This is a genomic window from Yersinia nurmii (genome assembly GCF_001112925.1).
GTDB classification, from domain to species: Bacteria; Pseudomonadota; Gammaproteobacteria; order Enterobacterales; family Enterobacteriaceae; genus Yersinia; species Yersinia nurmii.
In genome coordinates this window covers 279,224-299,881 of the sequence record NZ_CPYD01000002.1, presented here as the reverse complement: position 1 = coordinate 299,881, position 20,658 = coordinate 279,224, and the positions used below count along the sequence as shown (strand labels likewise).

Genomic DNA, 20,658 nt, shown 5'->3' with positions numbered 1-20,658 from the left:
TTTTACTCGCTTTTTTCTCCCTGACAGTGATTATCTGTTTTTTTAATATGATAAAAATAGATAATCACTGGCAGAATCACCGTCAAACAATATTGTTAAATTTTTTGAATCATTAAAAAATCCAGAGAAAATAATAACAGGCTGAATTCCCCCCGATGAAACGACCTTTATCCTCTCAACCCAGCGCGACGACCCAAAATGGGTGACAAAAAATCGGCTAGCCCAGCACGCTAACCCACTATTAATCCATCCGAAGCCGTGAATATCTTCGACCCGGATTTCGCTTTGTGATAGAAACAAGTCTCAATTTTAGTTATTCACCCTCACGACAAGCCAAAATCAACATGAGCACCCAAATAGAGCAACAACACGAACTGCCCGGCGTCCCTCAACAGGTCGCTACCCGCCTGGCCTTTTTTATTGCCGGTTTGGCAATGGCCGCGTGGGCACCGCTGGTTCCCTTCGCCAAAGCCAGAATTGCTCTTAATGATGCTTCATTAGGGTTACTGCTACTGTGTATCGGTGTGGGTTCCCTGCTTGCTATGCCATTGACCGGCGTAATGACGGCGAAATGGGGCTGTCGCACGGTTATTTTGATTGCCGGTGCCCTTTTGTGTCTGGATTTACCGCTGCTGGTTCTGATGGATACTCCCGTCAGCATGGCCGTGGCATTGCTACTATTTGGAGCGGCTATCGGGGTAATTGATGTAGCCATGAATATTCAGGCGGTGATTGTCGAAAAAGCCAGCGGTCGCGCCATGATGTCAGGATTCCACGGCCTATTCAGCGTTGGCGGTATCGCCGGTGCCGGCGGAGTCAGTGCGCTACTGTGGCTGGGACTGACTCCTTTAGTCGCGGTATTGATCACCGTAATAATCATTATTGCCTTGCTGGCGATGGCGAACAGAAACCTGCTGGCAGGCAGCGGAGAACCGCACGACGGCCCGCTGTTTGTTCGCCCTAAAGGCTGGGTGATGTTTCTCGGTTTCCTGTGTTTCGTGATGTTTTTGGCCGAAGGTTCCATGTTGGACTGGAGCGCGCTGTTTCTCACTAGTTTACGCGGTATCGAACCTTCTCAGGCCGGCATGGGCTACGCTATTTTTGCCATCGCTATGACGCTGGGGCGTTTGAACGGCGATCGTATCGTGAACAAACTGGGCCGCTATGCCGTATTATTGGGCGGTAGCCTGTTTGCCGCCGCCGGTTTTATTATTGCTATCAGCTTTGATAATTCTACGGCAACTATGGCGGGTTTTATGCTGGTCGGGTTAGGGGCTTCAAACGTGGTACCAATTCTGTTTACCGCAGCAGGCAATCAGCGAGTTATGCCAACTAATTTAGCCATTGCCTCAATGACAACCATTGGCTACGCCGGTATTCTGGCAGGTCCTGCGCTGATAGGTTTTATCGCACAGCTCAGTAGTTTGTCCTTTGCCTTCGGGTGCGTGGCGGTTCTGTTACTCAGCGTGACGGCCAGCGCCCGGACAGTAACGCGTTAACCAAGGAATCAGCGTTCTCCCTATGCAAAATAATTCGTTACCTCTTAGCCTGACCAATATCGCACGCTGTTTTTGGCTGTTTATCTTGCTATTGCTGATCGCCGTGGGTCTCTACGGCTACAACTATACCAACGCATATCTGGCAGAAAAAAAGTTTGCTCTGAATAATATCGCTACCAGCTTGCAGCAGCGCATTGATGATTATCGCTACAATACCTATCAGATTTACGAGTTGGCAACCAACCCCACCTACAATGATGCCGATGATGTGCTACCCGCGGGCGTAGAAGAAACCCGCCTGCGGCCTGATGTTTATTTCATTGAAAAACCCAGAGCTAAAACTGATGCGGTGATTTTTGGTAATCATGATAGAGCCACGCTGGGCATGACTTTGCGCATGTCCAACTATCTGGATAGCCGCTGGGGTTCACAGAGCGACACCTTTTCCATGTACTACTTGAACGGGCAGGATAACAGCCTGATTCTGATTACGACTCAGTCGCTAAAAGAGCTTACCACCCGCTTTAAGGAAACCTACCTGACGGCGTCCGCTGAGTCTCGCCGGGCGGAAATGCTGCAACAGGCCAATACGCTGGATGAGCGGGAAAGTTTCTCTCCGTTACGTAAACAGCGTTTTCAAAATGCCTATTATTTTACGCTCAGAACCACCTTCAACCATCCCGGCCATCTGGCAACGGTTATTGCCTTTGATTTGCCGATTAACGATCTGATTCCTGTCAATATGGCGCGCTCCAGCTTCCTGCTCCAGCCGGACAACACGCCAATTGGCGATGGCGGGATGGCACCGGAAGATTTGGCTACCGCCTCGATCGCCATTAACGGTTCATGGCTGGAGTTTTCCGCTCCGCTGGCTAATGCCTCGCTCAAAGTCATGTATCGCGTTCCTCTGACCGGTCTGGCCCTCGATCTAGCACGTAATAATTTCTGGCTGATATTAACTAATCTGTTCTTATTCGGCCTGACGCTGCTGTGCATCTATTTTATTCGCCATCAGTATGTTCGCCCCAGCGAAGATATGGCCGAGCAGTTGGAAGCGCAGAAGTCTCTGAGTCAGGAAATTATTACCAGCCTGCCTTTAGGATTACTGGTATATAACTTTGCGACCAGTAAGCTGGTGGCCAGTAACAAAATTGCCGAGCACTTGCTGCCTCACCTGAATTTGCAAAAAATTGCCCATATGGCGGAACAGCATCACGGGGTCATTCAGGGAACGGTTAACAACGAAGTCTATGAAATACGAATGTTCCGCAGTCGATTATCCCCAGAAACTTACCTTTTCCTGTTACACGATCAGGATAAAGAAGTACTGGTGAACAAAAAACTGCAAATGGCGCGGCGCGAATACGATAAGAATCTACAGGCGCGTAAACTGATGCTGCATAACCTGGGCATTGAATTGAATCAACCGGTCAGCACGTTAAATCAGCTGGTGCACCAGTTGCAACAACATCCGGACGCCGATCCAGCGGTGCGTGATTCTGTCATCAACGAGTTGGTGCATCATTCAGATAGCGTGCTAACGCTCATCGATAACATCACTCTGCTCACCCGTCTGGAAACTCAGGATTGGCAACCGGAACAGCAGAATTTCTCGCTATCCAGACTGATCGATGAGCTATTGCTGAAAGCTTTGCCGTCCATAAACCGAAAAGGATTGAGTTTATTCAACCATTATTTGGCAGATGTAGACAAAACCTATATCGGTGATGAGCGTGCATTGCGTAAAGTACTATCGTTGCTGCTGGACTATGCCATTGTGACCACCAGCTACGGTAAAATCACCTTAACGGTGAAACATGAACCTGAGCATCCAGAGTTACTGACTATTCAGATTGTGGATACCGGTGCCGGTATTTCAGACGAAGAAATCAGTAATCTCAGCTATCCGTTCCTAAGCCAAACGTTGGTCGACCGCTATAGTCAGGGCTCTGGTCTGACGTTCTTTTTATGCAATCAGTTATGCAAAAAAATGAATGGACAGCTGGAAATCCGCAGTAAAGTGGACATCGGTACTCGTTACACCGTCCGCGTTGCTATGGGATTTCAGGAAAATCAAGAAGATGAAGAGGAGAAATTACTGGATGGCGTAACCGCGATGCTGGATATTACTTCAGATGAAGTGAAATCTATCGTGACTACGCTACTGAATGCATTCGGTGCAAATTGTATTATTGCTGACGATCGTCTGCCGGGTAGAGAGTATGACGTAATGTTAACGGATAACCCGCAAAACTATGCGCCTTATACCCTCTTACTGACCTCAGACGAACCGGGTTTACAGCAGTTGCAACAGAACTATATTCGGGTTAATTACAACCTTGGCAGCGCGGTAATAGATGCCATTCTGTTACTGATAGAGCAGCAGATTTCCTCCGATGATTCCGCTCATAGCGTGGAAATAGCGGAAGAAAACCCTGTCGAGGATGATATTTTTGGATATGAGCAACAGTTAAAATCCAGTGACTATTATGCGCTGTTTGTTGAGACAGTACCGGTAGATTTGAAGAAACTGTATACTGAGGCCCAGCAACGTGATTTTATATCGCTCTCGCAGACTGCGCACCGATTGAAAGGCGTGTTTGCTATGTTGAACCTGGTTCTCGGCAAGCAACTGTGTGAAACATTAGAACAGCATATCGCAAACGGCGATCAGTTGAAGATCGAAACTAGCATCAGCCAGATTGATTCGTTCGTCAGTAGGCTGCTGCAGCAAGGTAACCCATAACATGAACAACCTTAACGTAATTATTGCAGATGACCATCCAATCGTTTTGTTTGGCATTCGGAAATCACTAGAACAAATTGAATGGGTAAATGTAGTGGGTGAGTTTGAAGACTCCACTGCACTGATAAACAGCTTGTCAAAACTTGATGCCAACGTTCTGATTACCGACCTCTCCATGCCTGGAGACAAGTACGGTGACGGGATTACGTTGATCAAATATATCAAGCGTCATTATCCGCATCTGGCCATTATTGTTTTGACCATGAATAATAACCCGGCGATTCTCAGCACCGTTTTGGATCTGGATATCGATGGGATTGTGCTCAAACAAGGTGCGCCGACCGATTTACCCAAAGCCTTGGCCGCATTGCAGAAAGGGAAAAAATTCACCCCGGAAAGCGTGGCTAAACTGCTGGAAAAAATCAGCGCTAACGGCTACGGCGACAAACGTCTTTCTCCCAAAGAAAGCGAAGTGTTGCGCCTGTTTGCCGAGGGCTTCCTGGTGACAGAGATCGCCCGGAAACTGAACCGCAGCATCAAAACCATCAGTAGCCAGAAAAAATCAGCTATGCTGAAACTGGGTGTGGATAACGATATTGCCCTGCTAAATTACCTGTCTTCCGTCAGCATCAGCCAGGTTGATAAAGAGTAATATAAAGAGTAATAAAGCGGTTTTCCTACCAATAAACCCGGCATTCTCACGCTGGGTTTATTATTTCAAACCCACTCACCGCCCCTGCCGCACCTTTTCACTGTATTGATTAAGCATTTGTTGCAGCGTATCCAGCGTCACCGGCTTAGCCAGACAGTCATCCATCCCCGCATCCAGACAGCGTTGCTTCTCTTCCGCTAGCGCATTAGCTGTTACACCAATCACGGGGAAATTCAGCGCCTGTTCACGCAGACACTGGGTCAGGCGATAACCATCCATATTTGGCATATTGACATCTGTCAGCACGATATCAATATGATTGCCACCCAATACCGTCAATGCATCAACGCCGTCATTAGCCGTAAGCACCTGATAACCCAAGGACGTTAGCTGATCAGCTAATAAACGACGGTTTATCGGATGGTCATCTACCACCAGAATATGCATATCGCTATTATCCACCTGATTATCTTTATCCAGCACCGGTAATTGCAACGGCGTGGACGTCATAATCGATACATCCAGTAAAATTCGATGCAATAGAGGAACGGCTTCCAGCAACGTCGACGTGCTGATCATCCAGTAGCCCGGCCGGGTTTCCTGTGGTAAACCAATATGTTCGATAGAAAAATAAATTCGCGCCAACAGCGGTGTGGTGACATGCGGAATATAATCGGTAATCAGTACCTCATCACCACGGGTTGCCTGACCGTTGTAACGCTGAATATCTGCGCCGTAGCTGCAAAACAGGCTGGTCAGATAAGATTCGAGGCGCGCGTTCCGCACTTCCATCAGCAAAGTCTTCCCCTTCCAGCACTTGCCAGTCGGAGGCGTCGGTAACGTCGCGTTATACAGCGGAATTCGGATTGAGAATACGCTGCCGATACCCGGCTCGGAATTCACCTCAACATCGCCGTCCATCATGTTGATCAGCTTTTCGCAGATCGCCAGACCCAAACCTGTTCCCTGGAAGTGGCGCTGAACGCCAGTGCCGACCTGGAAGAAGGGATCGAACAACTGAGTGATTTCTTTGCCGTTAATACCGACGCCGGTATCCTGCACGCGGAATTCCAGATACAGGCCATGCAGCCTGACCTGCACAATAATGCAGCCGGTATCGGTGAATTTAATGGCATTATTCAATAGATTGGAGATAACCTGCTGTAAACGCACCGGATCGCCGTTCATCATGACCGGAACGTTAGGCTCAATAAAGCAGTACAGGCCAAGCCGTTTTTTCACCACTAGCGGCAAATAGTTCGCGGCAATATGAGTGATCACTTCGACGCAGGAGAAGGGTTGAGGCTCGATTTTTAGCTGTTCTGACTCGATTTTGGAGAAATCCAAAATATCGCTGATGATTTTCAGCAGTAAACCGGAAGAGTTATTCATCGCCGTGACTAAACGGTCTACGCCCGGCGGCAGCTCCTTGGTTTGTAGTAAATCCAAATTGCCGATAATGCCATACAGCGGCGTGCGCAATTCGTGGCTAACCGTAGCCAAAAACATGGACTTGGACTGGCTGGCCTGCTCAGCGGCGGCGGCCATCTCCTGTAACGACTCTTCCATTTTTACCCGCGAACTGACGTCTACCAGCACGCAGATCGCCACGTCTTCATTACGGTAGCGGGAATGGACGAAGCTGATTTGCAAGTTATTGTTATTACTGGTCATCACATCGACAAAATTAGCCTGCTGATCGCAGATAATTCGCGTAATGCGTTCCCGGTCTTCATTGGTCAGCAAATTAATATAGTTATGAGCTAACTCATTACTCAGGATATTAGTCCCATCGCTGAGCCGCAAAATGCTGATCCCCACCGGCGCGGAAGCCACGATTTTTCGGTTAAATTGCTCATGTTCTTCCAGCTGCGAAGCGTTATTTTCTGCCGGGCGGAACATTTTGCGTTCAAAGACCCAGGCTAAAGTGAAAATCACAACCGCAGACAAAGCGTTGAGTAGCAGCGCGTTAAAAATCAACATCTTAAAACGCTCAACCACGGTTTTCACCGGCAGTGAATAAGCAATACTGAGCGAAGAAGGCAGTAAGTTCTTCTTCAGGATCAGGTCGTTATAATCATCTGCATAGCCAAAATAGGACGGCGAGTCCGGATATTCATCCAGCATAGAGGCATAGCGTTCGCCGGTAGCCAGTCGCAGCACCGGCTCATTATTCTGATCGAGCAAAGTCACGCCAATTGGTAAGGTTCCCGTGGAGATAAAGTCCTCCAGGCGAATCGTCTGCTCAGTGCCAATCAACGCTTCCAGCTTATTGCCAATAAACACCGGCGTGAGCACATAAAGAAAACCGGTATCTGAGCGTGCGCCGGGCACCACAAAGTACAGCGTGTTGTCTTTATCCTGATTTTTCGCATCCATATATTTCTGCATATGCTCATGCATAGCGGAAAGCAGGTTTTTCTGATCCAACGGCGTGTTACGAATATTGAAATCAACCAGACAGCGGCTTTCTGCGCCAACGAAAAAGATCCGGTTAAGGTCATAGGCTGCGGCAAAGTTCTCTTTCCAGTACAAAATCAGATCGCTCAGCGATTCCAGCGAAGAATGGTACGAAGAACGCAGATCGCCACATTCGGCGTTGGCATTAAGCGGATAATATTTTGGCTCACTGGCTTTATGTACCATGCCATTGCTGCGTATCTCGACGGAATTGCTGAGATCGGTGAGGCGGTTTTCTGCCATATATCTGATATCACGGATAATATCAGCGGAATGTCGGATGTAATTCTGCGCCTGTTCGAAATTGGTATTATATTCCTGACGAATATCTGATTTTTTCTCATTCAGAATATTCAGGATATAGAAGGTAGTCAGCAGTGCGCCTAGCGACCACAGCATAACGGCAAGTACCCGGAATAAATAGCGGGATATTTTTAGCGTTGTTCGAAAAGAAGAAAGATATTTCAATCGGATACCATGGTGAAAACGTTGCCGGATGGGCAGTTCTGCTAACAGAATACACTACCGATAACACATAAAAAAGCCAGCACTGAGGCTGGCTTGTCTTTTCATCACAGCAGTCAATAACAGGCGCGATTCTCCGCACCTGTTTTAACGTTATGCGTTGTCGTCTTCCGACGCGTCGGAGGCATCATCTTCCGGTGCTGCTGGCTGCTCAGCGTTCTCTGCGTTGCCTTCTTCACCGTCAAGGATGTCATCCTCAAACTCGTCATCTTCTGGCTCTGCAACGCGTTGCAGGCCGACAACGTGCTCGTCTTCAGCAGTACGAATCAGCGTCACACCCTGGGTATTACGGCCCACAATGCTGACTTCAGAAACGCGAGTACGCACCAAAGTACCGGCATCGGTGATCATCATGATTTGGTCAGTTGGCGCAACTTGAACCGCACCGACCACTTTACCATTACGCTCACTGACTTTGATGGAGATAACACCCTGCGTTGCACGAGACTTAGTAGGATATTCTTCTACCGCCGTGCGTTTACCGTAGCCGTTTTCTGTCACCGTCAGAATCTCACCGTCACCCCGAGGGATAATCAGTGACACTACACGGTCATCGCCGTTCAGGTTAATCCCGCGCACACCGGTCGCGGTACGACCCATCGAACGAACCTGTTCTTCTGGGAAACGAACCACTTTACCTTCGGTAGAGAACAACATGACTTCGTTGCTACCATCGGTCAGATCGACGCCAATCAGCTCATCGCCTTCGTTCAGATTGACGGCAATAATACCGGCGCTGCGAGGGCGGCTGAATTCGGTCAGCGCAGTTTTCTTCACGGTACCGCTGGCGGTTGCCATAAAGACGTGACGGCCTTCTTCATACTCCCTCACCGGCAGAATAGCGGTGATACGCTCATTCGGCTCTAGCGGTAGCAGGTTAACGATTGGGCGACCACGAGCACCGCGGCTGGCTTCTGGCAATTGGTACACCTTCATCCAGTACAGACGACCACGGCTGGAGAAGCACAAAATAGTGTCATGGGTATTGGCAACCAGCAGGCGATCGATGAAGTCTTCTTCTTTGATACGGGCTGCTGATTTACCTTTACCGCCGCGACGCTGCGCTTCGTAATCAGAAAGCGGCTGGTATTTGACGTAACCCTGATGGGACAGCGTCACAACCACGTCTTCCTGACTGATCAGATCTTCGATGTTGATATCGGAAGTATTGGCGGTAATTTCAGTACGACGTGCGTCACTGTACTGTTCTTTAATCGCCACTAATTCTTCACGAATCACTTCCATCAAACGCTCTGGATTTTCCAGAATAAAGATCAGCTCACCGATCAAAGTCAGCAGTTCTTTATACTCATCCAGCAGTTTTTCATGCTCCAGACCGGTCAGTTTCTGCAAACGCAGATCCAGAATCGCCTGAGCCTGTTGCTCGGTGAGGTAATATTTACCGTCGCGGATACCGAATTCTGGTTCCAGCCATTCCGGGCGCGCGGCGTCATCGCCAGCACGTTCGAGCATGGAGGCAACGTTACCCAGTTCCCACGGATTGGCAATCAAACCGGCTTTTGCTTCGGCTGGCGTTGCCGCACGGCGAATCAGTTCGATAATCGGATCGATGTTAGCCAGTGCAATCGCCAGCGCTTCCAGGATATGAGCACGGTCGCGGGCTTTACGCAGTTCAAAGATAGTCCGGCGCGTAACCACTTCGCGGCGGTGGCGCACGAATGCCACCAGAATATCTTTCAGATTCAGTAATTTTGGCTGGCCCTGAGACAAGGCAACCATGTTCATACCGAAAGTGACCTGCAATTGAGTCAGAGAATACAGGTTGTTAAGAACCACTTCCCCTACCGCGTCGCGTTTCACTTCGATAACAATGCGCATACCGTCTTTATCAGACTCGTCACGCAGTGCACTGATGCCTTCGACGCGTTTCTCTTTCACCAGCTCGGCGATTTTTTCAATCAACCGCGCTTTGTTCACCTGATACGGAATCTCGTGAACAATAATGGTTTCGCGACCGGTTTTAGCATCAGCTTCCACTTCAGCACGGGCGCGGACATACACTTTGCCACGGCCAGTACGATAAGCTTCTTCAATGCCACGGCGACCATTGATAATGGCGCCTGTTGGGAAGTCTGGCCCTGGGATGTACTCCATCAACCCTTCAATGGTGATGTTTTCATCTTCGATATACGCCAGACAGCCATCGATAACCTCAGAAAGATTATGCGGTGGAATGTTGGTTGCCATACCGACAGCAATACCCGACGCACCGTTGACCAGCAGGTTCGGTATGCGAGTTGGCATAACGGCAGGAATCTGCTCGGTGCCATCGTAGTTAGGCACGTAATCGACGGTATCTTTTTCCAGATCCGACAGCAGTTCGTGAGCAATTTTTGACATGCGCACTTCGGTATAACGCATCGCCGCGGCGGAGTCGCCGTCAACGGAACCGAAGTTGCCCTGCCCATCCACCAGCATATAGCGCAGTGAGAACGGCTGAGCCATACGCACAATTGTGTCGTAGACCGCGCTGTCACCATGCGGGTGATATTTACCGATAACGTCCCCAACTACACGGGCCGATTTTTTGTATGGTTTATTCCAGTCGTTACCCAGTACATTCATCGCAAACAGAACGCGACGGTGTACCGGCTTCAATCCATCTCGAACATCTGGTAGCGCACGTCCCACAATGACGGACATCGCATAATCCAAATAGGAGTTTTTCAACTCTTCTTCGATGTTGACCGGTGTTATTTCTCTGGCAAGGTCGCTCATTGAGCCGCTATCCCTCTACTAATTACCGGATTCAAAGGTACGGAACTATATCACAAACCGCAGATTTTGGGGAAACTACAGACGTGAATATGCCAAGTTTATCCTCGAATTCTTGTTCCACAAGCTTCTGATGAAACTTAGGCTGATGATACAAAACTGCGCCAATCTGCGGGGAGCATGTATAATCCGCGCAAAGAGATAGAGGAGTGATATTCAGCCATGCGTGCAGAAACCCCAGCAAACCACCCTAACGTTGATGAAAGCGAGATCGCCAAGTTCGAGGCCGTCGCCTCCCGTTGGTGGGATTTAGAAGGTGAATTCAAACCCCTTCATCGGATCAATCCGTTGCGACTGAACTATATTTTGCAGCGCGCAGACGGCATTTTCGGTAAGAAAGTTCTGGATGTCGGCTGCGGCGGCGGCATTTTGGCGGAAAGTATGGCGCGGGAAGGCGCAGTTGTCACCGGGCTGGATATGGGCACAGAGCCGCTGCAAGTGGCTCGTTTGCACGCGTTGGAAACCGACGTCAAGCTGGATTACGTGCAGGAAACCGTCGAGTCTCACGCTGAAGCGCATCCGCAGCAATACGATGTCGTGACCTGCATGGAGATGCTTGAGCACGTTCCCGATCCGGCTTCGGTAATTCGCGCCTGCGCCCGTTTGGTCAAACCCGGCGGCCACGTATTCTTCTCTACCATTAACCGCAATACCAAATCCTGGCTGATGGCGGTAGTTGGCGCTGAATTCATTTTGAAAATGGTACCGAAAGGCACCCACGACTCGAAAAAATTCATTCGTCCGTCAGAATTGATCGGTTGGATCGACCAAACTCCGCTGCGAGAAAAGCATATTATTGGCCTGCATTATAATCCTCTGACCGATCACTTTAAGCTTGGTCGCAATGTAGACGTCAACTACATGCTACACACCCAAATGAGCCAAGAAAGTCTTAACGGGTCGTGTTTGATTAACGAGTAATGTTTGAATAAGTTATGGCTTTACGGGCGATGGCGGCCAATTGCACGTCGCCCGAGTTTTTATCAGATTGACCAGCTTCTATCCGAAATGCGTTGATTTATACGACGTCAACAAAAAAATGTGATTCAAGCCTCTTTTTTTGACATGAAAACAGATACCTCATCGCGTTTTTTTCTAACGTTTAATAAAGCGTCAAACGATCAATTTTTTAAGATTTTCGGTAAAATCTTATCCCCCAGACTGAGGGTGCAAGATCTCCAGTGCTGACGCAGGTTGTAAGCCGTTGGTAACATTTCACCCCCAAGTTATCCACACAATTCATCCGTTTTGTTCACTTGCTAAAATCGTCGTTTCTCACTATCTTGTTATCTCACCAACATACTACCCCCACATATAGTGTTTACATACTGAACAATGCACTACTGCCCTCAATGATTACTGCAATCAAGGAGAGCATAGACTTGTGTTTTATGTAGGCTGAACAGGGGAAAAAAGGTCACGAACACATGAACCAAAGTCTACTTGTTACTAAACGCGATGGCAGCAAAGAGCGCATCAACCTTGATAAAATCCACCGAGTCATCGACTGGGCCGCGGAAGGTTTACATAACGTCTCAGTATCTCAAGTAGAATTGCGTTCTCATATCCAGTTTTATGACGGCATCAAAACCGCCGATATCCATGAAACCATTATCAAAGCCGCAGCGGATTTGATCTCCCGTGACGCACCGGATTACCAATATCTGGCCGCGCGTCTGGCGATTTTCCATCTGCGTAAAAAAGCCTACGGTCAGTTTGAGCCGCCAAAGCTGTTTGACCACGTCAGCAAAATGGTCGACATGGGCAAATACGATAAGCATCTGCTGGAAGACTACACCGCTGAAGACTTCGAGCAGATGGACGGTTTTATTGACCACTGGCGCGATATGAACTTCTCCTACGCTGCGGTTAAGCAGCTGGAAGGTAAATATCTGGTGCAGAACCGCGTTACCGGTGAAATCTACGAAAGCGCCCAATTCCTGTACATCCTGGTTGCGGCCTGCCTGTTCTCCGGCTACCCGCGTGATACCCGCATGGATTACATCAAGCGTTTCTATGATGCAGTGTCTACCTTCAAGATCTCACTGCCTACGCCGATTATGTCCGGCGTGCGTACTCCTACCCGTCAGTTCAGCTCTTGCGTGCTAATCGAGTGCGGCGACAGCTTGGATTCTATTAACGCCACTTCTAGCGCCATAGTGAAATACGTTTCTCAACGCGCCGGTATCGGTATCAACGCCGGTCGTATCCGTGCGCTGGGTAGCCCAATTCGCGGCGGTGAAGCGTTCCACACCGGCTGTATCCCGTTCTACAAGCATTTCCAGACCGCCGTGAAATCCTGCTCGCAGGGCGGCGTTCGCGGCGGCGCAGCCACCCTGTTCTACCCAATGTGGCATCTGGAAGTTGAAAGCCTGCTGGTGCTGAAAAACAACCGTGGGGTGGAAGGCAACCGCGTCCGCCACATGGATTACGGCGTACAAATCAACAAGCTGATGTATCAACGTCTGCTGCAAGGCGGCGACATCACTTTATTCAGCCCGTCCGACGTACCAGGGCTGTATGACGCCTTCTTCGCCGATCAGGAAGAATTCGAACGTCTGTATACCCAGTACGAGCAGGACAGCAGCATCCGTCAACAACGCGTCAAAGCGGTGGAACTGTTCTCCCTGATGATGCAGGAACGTGCGTCAACTGGCCGTATCTATATTCAGAACGTTGACCATTGCAACACACACAGCCCGTTTGATCCGAAGATTGCACCGGTACGCCAGTCTAACCTGTGCTTGGAAATCGCGCTGCCGACCAAACCGCTGAACGACATCAACGATCCGAACGGTGAAATTGCGCTTTGTACGCTGTCTGCCTTCAACCTCGGCGCAATTGATAGTCTGGATGAATTAGAAGACTTGGCTATTCTGGCCGTTCGCGCGCTGGATGCATTACTGGACTATCAGGATTATCCGATCGAAGCGGCTCGCCGTGGCGCGATGGGTCGTCGTACTTTGGGCGTCGGCGTGATTAACTACGCTTACTATCTGGCGAAAAACGGCGTGCGTTACTCCGATGGCAGCGCGAATAACCTGACTCACCGTACTTTTGAAGCCATTCAGTATTACCTGCTGAAAGCTTCTAACCAGTTGGCGCGTGAGCAAGGCGCATGCCAGTGGTTTAACGAAACCACTTATTCTCAAGGTATTCTGCCGATCGATACCTATAAGAAGGATTTGGACGCGATCAGCGATGAGCCGCTGCACTACGATTGGGAAACGCTGCGTAAAGATATTCAGGAATTCGGCCTGCGTAACTCCACGCTGTCTGCCCTGATGCCGTCAGAGACTTCTTCGCAGATCTCTAATGCTACCAACGGTATTGAGCCACCGCGCGGCTATGTCAGCATCAAAGCCTCGAAAGACGGTATTCTGCGTCAGGTTGTACCTGAGTATGAACGCCTGAAAGATGCTTACGAACTGCTGTGGGAAATGCCAAATAATGATGGCTACCTGCAACTGGTCGGTTTAATGCAAAAATTCGTCGATCAAGCGATTTCAGCGAATACCAATTACGATCCGGCCCGTTTCCCATCAGGCAAAGTGCCGATGAAGCAATTGCTAAAAGACCTGCTGACCACCTATAAATTTGGTGTGAAGACGCTGTATTATCAAAACACCCGCGACGGTGCTGACGATGTGCAGGAAGACATTCAGGGTCAGCCAGGAGACGACGACTGCGAAGGCGGTGCGTGTAAGATTTAATTTTTAGTTAAGGCCCTCCCGCCGGACAATCCATTCAGCGATTGGCTGGCGGTTGATCATTTTGCGCCCTGCCGTTTCGTCCGCGCAAAAATCGAGTCATCCTGAGGGCTATTTCTTTTTGCCTTTTGCGATATCCTCGAGGACATCATGGCCTATACCACTTTTTCTCAGAACAAAAACAACCAGTTACTCGAACCCATGTTTCTTGGTCAGTCCGTTAACGTGGCACGTTTCGACCAACAGAAACACCCAATTTTCGAGAAGCTGATTGAAAAGCAACTGTCTTTCTTCTGGCGTCCCGAAGAGATTGACGTTTCCCGCGATCGCATCGATTACAATGCGTTGCCGGAACACGAAAAACACATTTTTATCAGCAACCTGAAATATCAAACGCTGCTGGACTCCATTCAAGGTCGTAGCCCGAACGTGGCTTTACTGCCGCTGATTTCCATTCCTGAACTGGAAACCTGGGTAGAAACTTGGTCGTTCTCGGAAACTATTCACTCTCGTTCTTACACCCATATCATTCGCAATATCGTGAACGATCCGGCGGTGGTATTTGACGATATCGTGACAAATGAAGAGATTCTGAAACGCGCTAAAGACATTTCGGCTTATTACGATGATCTGATTGAAATGACCAGCTATTACCATTTGTTGGGAGAAGGCACCCATCAGGTCAACGGTAAAACCGTGGTCGTTAACCTGCGTGAGCTGAAAAAGCAGCTGTATCTGTGCCTGATGAGCGTCAATGCGCTGGAAGCTATTCGCTTCTACGTTAGCTTCGCCTGCTCTTTCGCCTTCGCCGAGCGCGAACTGATGGAGGGCAACGCCAAGATCATCAAAATGATTGCCCGCGACGAAGCTCTGCATCTGACCGGCACTCAACATATTCTTAATCTGATGCGCTCCGGTGCAGACGATCCGGAAATGGCTGAAATTGCGGAAGAATGTCAGCAACAGTGCTACGACCTATTTGTACTGGCCGCTCAGCAAGAAAAAGAATGGGCAGAATACCTGTTCCGCGACGGTTCCATGATCGGCCTGAATAAAGATATTTTGTGCCAATACGTGGAATACATCACCAATATCCGTATGCAGGCCGTAGGGTTAGGCATTCCGTTTAAAACCCGCACCAACCCAATTCCATGGATTAACTCCTGGTTAGTGTCAGATAATGTGCAGGTTGCCCCGCAGGAAGTGGAAGTTAGCTCCTATCTGGTCGGTCAGATTGATTCCGAAGTCAGCGCCGACGATTTGAGTGATTTCCAGCTTTAATTGTATGGAAAAATCTATTATCAATCTGCGTACTTCAGGTACGCAGTTGCCCTATCCCGATAATCAATCCAACCTGTTGGAAGTGCTGGAGCAGCATCAGATTCAGGTCGAATACCAATGCCGCTCTGGCTATTGCGGTTCTTGTCGTATCCGTTTGCTAAAAGGCGAAGTTTGCTACGCCCAGCAACCGCTGGCCTTTGTGCAAGAAGGGGAGATTCTCCCCTGCTGCTGCCAGCCGGTGGGCGATATTGAGCTGGAAATTTAGTCTGCCGCGCACTGATTTCAGACAGACCGATAAAAATCCGAAAACATAAAATAAGCTGAGACCGCGCCCCCTAAGCGCGGTTTTTTATTAAGCTATAACCACCGAATTTTTTATCTCAGTTAACTACACTTACGCAACCAGATTGATCTATGGATAGATGTTGCCAGTGATTAAATGGCGTAGTTAACTTAGCTTCGATATCATCCTTCATCATCTTATTGGTTCCGGGGATTTTTTCTAAATAACGAGATTCAAGATCATCACCAATCAAATGGGGAATGACATAACGGTTAAGTCCATTGATGTCTCTGAGTGTGTGGACCTCTTTGTCTATTGCCACTTTTTTAACTTCTGCTAGCGTGTTGAGCATCATAACTACAAGTTTTATTTTATCCGCCGGCATCTGATTAATTTTCTCTATCAAGATATTCCGTACCGCGTCTTTGCAATCATCAAGCGTTTTTTTATTGTCGGGATTAATATCAGGAAGACGCTTAAAATCATTATTATCTATTTTAGGCAAAAGATGGCTCATTTCTTTTTTGAAAATTGAGGACAAAATTTCAGGTGTACAATACTGACTTGAACAAAATTGTTCAAAGCCAAAACTTTTTTGTTTTATTTCTTGAGCATCATCGCTTGACGGTGACATCCTGAACATAGCAAGAATATCTTCATGCTTTGCGGTCTCTTTTATTTTCTTACAAAGTTGTTCAACTCCACCACCGCGTTCTCCTTCCTTAATATCAAATAGACTATTTAACGTAAAACTGGCTGCTGATAATTTGGGTTTATCGACATTACAGGATGTGGGTAAAGAGCCAAATAACAGTTTAATTCCGGTTAGAAATCTTTGTAATAGTCCTTCTGATTTCATTTCAGGGGGATTTTTATCTTCTCCTTTCGATACCGCTGATGACCTAACCGAAGTAACAAGTGAATTATAGACATTTTTAACGTTAGTTAATAATTTAGCCAACGAATGGGTGAACTGGGAACCACTTTTAATTTCAGCGACGTTCTCCATTGAATTATTAATCTTATAAACCCCTGATGTCATACCAACATTCATAGCCTCTCCTTTTTACAAAAAATTAATATATAAAAACGCTCATTCATCAATGGCATAAATATAAAATCACGCATCATAAGAATCATTGGGAATATACATACCTGCACTATTCTGAGGAGGTATAATAAGACATGGTTGATTTTTTTCATTTTATAAAACGAGCATTGTAAAATTATATTCTGAGCTTCAACGAAAGAATAGGGATATAATCATCCATGACTAATATGATTCTAACCAATTATACTGACTAATCTTATGATACTTTTGTGTTAAAATTATCTGCATTAATCGCAAGGAGAAATCAATATGAATAAAGCATTTTCCCTGATCGCCGGTTTACTGCTTGCGGCCTCCGCCGGAGCAATCGCCGCAGACAATACGGCACCAGAACAGCAGCCGCTGGAAAAGATCGCTCCCTTCCCTGCCGCTGAAACCGGTATGAGCCGCCAAGTTATTTATCTGCCGCAGCGGCCAGATGAAGATCGCTTTAAAGTTGAATTGCTGATTGGCAAAAATCTGGAAGTTGACTGTAACCGCCATATGTTGGGCGGAAAATTAAAATCCCATACTCTGGAGGGTTGGGGTTACGACTATCTGGTAATGAATGAAATCTCCGAAGGTATATCAACCACGATGGCATGCCCAGAAAGCGCTAACCATCAGGCATTTGTTACCGCCAATCTGGGTAGCAATACCATGCAGCGTTATAACAGCCGCCTGCCAATCGTGGTATATGTGCCACAAGGCGTGGAAGTAAAATATCGTCTGTGGGAAGCCAGTAAAGACGTACACAGCGCGCAGGAAAAATAATCCCCGGTGGCAATGAAAACCGACGAAAATTAGATAAAAAGCAGACAGCGTGATGGCACTGTCTGCTTTTTTATTTGCGCCATGAGATCACAGCATTTCAATCACCGTCAACCAGCCGTGCTGGCCGCAGACTTTGCCTCCTGCCAGCCAGCGACGCAACATTTCCAGGCCCAGCATCGCGCTCGTTTCCTGTCGAATGATTAACCCGTGACGACTGGCCTGATAGCGTACCGTCTGACCGAAAGTGCCGTTTGGTGTATGTAAGGCTATGCTAAGATTTTCACCTTTCATTGCGCTAACCGCCAATACCAACGGCGCACCGCACAGGGCAGCCAACGACTGAGCGCGAGCGGCTAGCTCAGGCAAAGTTTCCACACAGGATAACGGTAGCAATTCCCCACCGGCTAAAGGTGCCTGCACGCTTTGTAGCTGTAGATTGATCAGTCCGCCGGTAAATTGCTCACTGAGCGCCAACGTTAATCCGCGCTGATTCAACTGCCCGGCGATCAACGTGGGTAATCCCTCTGTGCCTTCATAAATCAGGCTTTCACCGGCCACCTGACGCACCTGCTGCCAGACGTCTTCCATCGCCGAACGCTGTGAAGCCGGGCCTGTCAGTTTCAGCTCAATAATAGGTGCGGAAGAACGATAACCTAGCACCACGCCTTCTGGCAGCGGCAGTGGGTCTAGCTCCATCGCCAGATCGCTTTCCGAACGACCAAAGGTGGTCATACGTAAACAAAGCGGTGGCGCAGTCTGCGGATAGCTTGCCCGCAAACGCGGCACAATCTGCTGCTCGACCATCACTTTGAATTCAGACGGTACACCCGGTGTGAAAAACATCTGACATTTATTCAGTTTGAACGCAAAACCGCAGGCAGTTCCCACGGGGTTATCCAGCATTTCTGCGTTGGCCGGTATATGTGCCTGTTTGCGATTAGTGGCGGACATCACTCTTCCACGCTCGGCGAAAAACGCTTCCATACGGGCAATCCATTGAGGATGTTCGATCAGTTCCACGCCGCAGGCACGCGCTGCGGCCAGCGCGCTTAAATCGTCGCTGGTCGGCCCCAACCCGCCGTTGACGATCAAAACATCGGCTACATGGCTGCGTTCCAACAGTACGGCAATGAGCGCCTCCAGATCGTCTCCTACCGTTTCCCGGCTGCTCATCGGCAATCCTTGAGTAAACAGATAGTCCGCCAGCCAGGCGGCGTTGGTGTCTACAATTTGCCCGTGCAATACTTCATCGCCGGTGCTTAACATCTCAATTCTCAGCATTTCTCTCTCCGCAAATTCCCTTACTCACACTTTAAGAACAGCCTCGGTGAAACACAATCTTTTCCACGCTTTCCACCACGCCCGCAGCAGCTCTGTATTAAAACCTGATAAATCAATCAACGATCAAGTGTAAACATAAACTTACACTACTTGTAACGTCGATTTGACAGAATTAATAGGATCATCTACTCTGCTGCACTCAATAATTTCAATAAAATGTCGGTTAGCAGAGGAAAGCGTGAAGAATCGCACTCTTGGCAGTATTTTTATCGTGGCGGGAACCACTATTGGTGCAGGGATGCTGGCAATGCCGCTTGCTGCCGCTGGCGTGGGTTTCAGCATAACCTTGACCCTTCTGGTCTCACTTTGGCTATTGATGTGCTACACCGCATTATTGTTGGTTGAAGTATATCAACACGAAGCTGCCGATACCGGTCTGGGCACTTTGGCCAAACGCTATCTGGGCAGCCGTGGCCAGTGGTTAACCGGCTTTAGCATGATGTTTTTGATGTACGCACTGACCTCTGCCTATATCAGCGGCGCCGGTGAGCTTTTGGCTACCAGTATTAGCCAATGGACGGAACAAAGCTTCCCGACCTATCTCGGCGTACTGCTATTCACATTGATAGCCGGTGGAGTGGTGTGCATTGGCACCCATTCAGTCGATTTATTTAACCGAATCCTATTCAGCGCGAAAATTATTTTCCTCGTGGTTATGCTGGCATTAATGATGCCACACGTGGAAAAAGCCAACCTGTTGACCTTACCTTTGGAGCAAGGGCTGGCGCTGTCTGCCATTCCGGTGATTTTTACCTCTTTCGGCTTCCATGGCAGCGTGCCGAGTATCGTCAATTATATGGGCGGTAATATTCGCAAACTGCGCTGGGTGTTTATCATTGGCAGCGCCATTCCGTTAATCGCTTATATTTTCTGGCAATTAGCGACGCTGGGCGCGATTTCTTCTCATACCTTTGTCGGTATTCTGGCGCAGCAGGCCGGTCTAAACGGTTTATTACAGGCAGTGCGTGAAGTCGTCGCCTCACCGCACGTTGAACTGGCGGTACACCTGTTTGCCGACTTGGCTCTGGCGACTTCATTCCTCGGCGTAGCCTTAGGATTATTCGATTATCTGGCAGATTTATTTAAGCGTCGTAATACGGTGCGCGGTCGTCTGCAAACCGGTGTAATCACCTTCCTGCCACCGCTGCTGTTCGCGCTGTTTTACCCACGCGGATTTGTCATGGCGCTGGGCTTTGCCGCCGTTGCCCTATCGGTTCTGGCGCTGATTTTGCCTTCGTTATTGGCTTGGAAAGCCCGCCAGATGCATCAGGGAAAAAACTATCGTGTTTGGGGCGGTAAACCGGCTCTGGCACTGGTATTTACCTGCGGCGTGACCGTGATTGCGATTCAGGTCGGTATTGTCGCAGGGGTATTACCCGCCGTGGGTTAGTACCCTGAGGTGACAGGTTTTATACCTATCATCTCCACATAAAAATCGAGTATCTCCAGATAAAAAAACGGGCGCGGGTATCACACCCATCGCCCGTTTTGTTTTCAACGA

The 20,658-nt window shown here is 48.5% G+C and carries 13 protein-coding genes; 9 read left to right on the top strand and 4 right to left on the bottom strand.

The genetic code is table 11. The annotated features are described in order from the left end of the window. The first annotated feature begins 344 nt into the window (after positions 1–344). The 3 genes from AD970_RS04150 to rcsB are packed head-to-tail and all read left to right on the top strand — an operon-like array spanning position 345 to position 4,897. A complete protein-coding gene (locus tag AD970_RS04150) occupies positions 345–1,499 on the top strand; it encodes an MFS transporter (RefSeq protein WP_049597068.1) in 1,155 nt (384 codons plus the stop codon). Positions 1,500–1,521: 22 nt separating this feature from the next. Beyond that, positions 1,522–4,245, top strand: a complete 2,724-nt coding sequence (gene rcsD, locus AD970_RS04145) for a phosphotransferase RcsD (protein ID WP_049597067.1) — start codon at positions 1,522–1,524, stop codon at positions 4,243–4,245. A gap of 1 nt (position 4,246) precedes the next feature. Next, positions 4,247–4,897: a response regulator transcription factor RcsB gene (gene rcsB, locus AD970_RS04140; RefSeq protein ID WP_049597066.1), complete on the top strand. Its 651-nt coding sequence runs from the start codon at positions 4,247–4,249 to the stop codon at positions 4,895–4,897. A gap of 75 nt (positions 4,898–4,972) precedes the next feature. Here rcsB and rcsC read toward each other — a convergent pair whose 3' ends face one another. Together rcsC and gyrA are read right to left on the bottom strand one after the other, a co-directional pair. Next, positions 4,973–7,825: a two-component system sensor histidine kinase RcsC gene (rcsC, locus tag AD970_RS04135; RefSeq protein ID WP_049597065.1), complete on the bottom strand. Its 2,853-nt coding sequence runs from the start codon at positions 7,823–7,825 to the stop codon at positions 4,973–4,975. Positions 7,826–7,975: 150 nt separating this feature from the next. Beyond that, positions 7,976–10,621, bottom strand: a complete 2,646-nt coding sequence (gene gyrA, locus AD970_RS04130; protein ID WP_049597064.1) for a DNA topoisomerase (ATP-hydrolyzing) subunit A — start codon at positions 10,619–10,621, stop codon at positions 7,976–7,978. Positions 10,622–10,840: 219 nt separating this feature from the next. Between gyrA and ubiG the strand changes: the two genes are divergently transcribed. The 4 genes from ubiG to yfaE all read left to right on the top strand — a co-directional run bounded on the left by ubiG (position 10,841) and on the right by yfaE (position 15,934). Further along, positions 10,841–11,599, top strand: a complete 759-nt coding sequence (gene ubiG, locus AD970_RS04125) for a bifunctional 2-polyprenyl-6-hydroxyphenol methylase/3-demethylubiquinol 3-O-methyltransferase UbiG (RefSeq protein ID WP_049597063.1) — start codon at positions 10,841–10,843, stop codon at positions 11,597–11,599. Positions 11,600–12,105: 506 nt separating this feature from the next. Further along, entirely contained in the window at positions 12,106–14,391 is a 2,286-nt protein-coding gene (nrdA, locus tag AD970_RS04120; RefSeq protein ID WP_049597062.1) for a class 1a ribonucleoside-diphosphate reductase subunit alpha, read from the top strand. 147 nt (positions 14,392–14,538) lie between these two features. After that, positions 14,539–15,669: a class Ia ribonucleoside-diphosphate reductase subunit beta gene (gene nrdB / locus AD970_RS04115; protein WP_049597061.1), complete on the top strand. Its 1,131-nt coding sequence runs from the start codon at positions 14,539–14,541 to the stop codon at positions 15,667–15,669. A 4-nt stretch (positions 15,670–15,673) separates the two neighbouring features. Next, positions 15,674–15,934: a class I ribonucleotide reductase maintenance protein YfaE gene (gene yfaE, locus AD970_RS04110; protein WP_049597060.1), complete on the top strand. Its 261-nt coding sequence runs from the start codon at positions 15,674–15,676 to the stop codon at positions 15,932–15,934. 115 nt (positions 15,935–16,049) lie between these two features. On the opposite strand, the gene AD970_RS04105 is transcribed toward yfaE, so the two are convergent. Then, on the bottom strand, positions 16,050–17,006 hold the full coding sequence (locus AD970_RS04105; RefSeq protein ID WP_049597059.1) for a hypothetical protein: 957 nt from the start codon (positions 17,004–17,006) through the stop codon (positions 16,050–16,052). A 306-nt stretch (positions 17,007–17,312) separates the two neighbouring features. On the opposite strand from AD970_RS04105, the gene eco reads away from it, so the two are divergent. Beyond that, the gene (gene eco, locus AD970_RS04100; RefSeq protein WP_049597058.1) at positions 17,313–17,816 is read left to right on the top strand and encodes a serine protease inhibitor ecotin; all 504 of its coding nucleotides are present in this window, start codon (positions 17,313–17,315) and stop codon (positions 17,814–17,816) included. An 87-nt stretch (positions 17,817–17,903) separates the two neighbouring features. Here the strand turns inward: eco and AD970_RS04095 are convergent, their stop codons facing one another. After that, entirely contained in the window at positions 17,904–19,097 is a 1,194-nt protein-coding gene (locus AD970_RS04095; protein ID WP_049597057.1) for a nicotinamide mononucleotide deamidase-related protein YfaY, read from the bottom strand. A gap of 238 nt (positions 19,098–19,335) precedes the next feature. Here AD970_RS04095 and tyrP point away from each other — a divergent pair, with 238 nt between their 5' ends. Then, positions 19,336–20,547 (top strand): tyrosine transporter TyrP, encoded by a 1,212-nt coding sequence (tyrP, locus tag AD970_RS04090; RefSeq protein WP_049597056.1) that lies wholly within the window; start codon positions 19,336–19,338, stop codon positions 20,545–20,547. The last annotated feature ends 111 nt before the right edge of the window (positions 20,548–20,658 follow it).

What these genes read in the sequence shown, in the direction of transcription:
- gyrA (WP_049597064.1), bottom strand. Translation starts at nt 10,621, where the DNA reads ATGAGCGACCTTGCCAGAGAAATAACACCGGTCAACATCGAAGAAGAG.
- AD970_RS04095 (WP_049597057.1), bottom strand. Translation starts at nt 19,097, where the DNA reads ATGCTGAGAATTGAGATGTTAAGCACCGGCGATGAAGTATTGCACGGG.
- rcsD (WP_049597067.1), top strand. Translation starts at nt 1,522, where the DNA reads ATGCAAAATAATTCGTTACCTCTTAGCCTGACCAATATCGCACGCTGT.
- nrdA (WP_049597062.1), top strand. Translation starts at nt 12,106, where the DNA reads ATGAACCAAAGTCTACTTGTTACTAAACGCGATGGCAGCAAAGAGCGC.
- nrdB (WP_049597061.1), top strand. Translation starts at nt 14,539, where the DNA reads ATGGCCTATACCACTTTTTCTCAGAACAAAAACAACCAGTTACTCGAA.
- AD970_RS04150 (WP_049597068.1), top strand. Translation starts at nt 345, where the DNA reads ATGAGCACCCAAATAGAGCAACAACACGAACTGCCCGGCGTCCCTCAA.
- ubiG (WP_049597063.1), top strand. Translation starts at nt 10,841, where the DNA reads ATGCGTGCAGAAACCCCAGCAAACCACCCTAACGTTGATGAAAGCGAG.
- yfaE (WP_049597060.1), top strand. Translation starts at nt 15,674, where the DNA reads ATGGAAAAATCTATTATCAATCTGCGTACTTCAGGTACGCAGTTGCCC.
- eco (WP_049597058.1), top strand. Translation starts at nt 17,313, where the DNA reads ATGAATAAAGCATTTTCCCTGATCGCCGGTTTACTGCTTGCGGCCTCC.
- AD970_RS04105 (WP_049597059.1), bottom strand. Translation starts at nt 17,006, where the DNA reads ATGAATGTTGGTATGACATCAGGGGTTTATAAGATTAATAATTCAATG.
- rcsB (WP_049597066.1), top strand. Translation starts at nt 4,247, where the DNA reads ATGAACAACCTTAACGTAATTATTGCAGATGACCATCCAATCGTTTTG.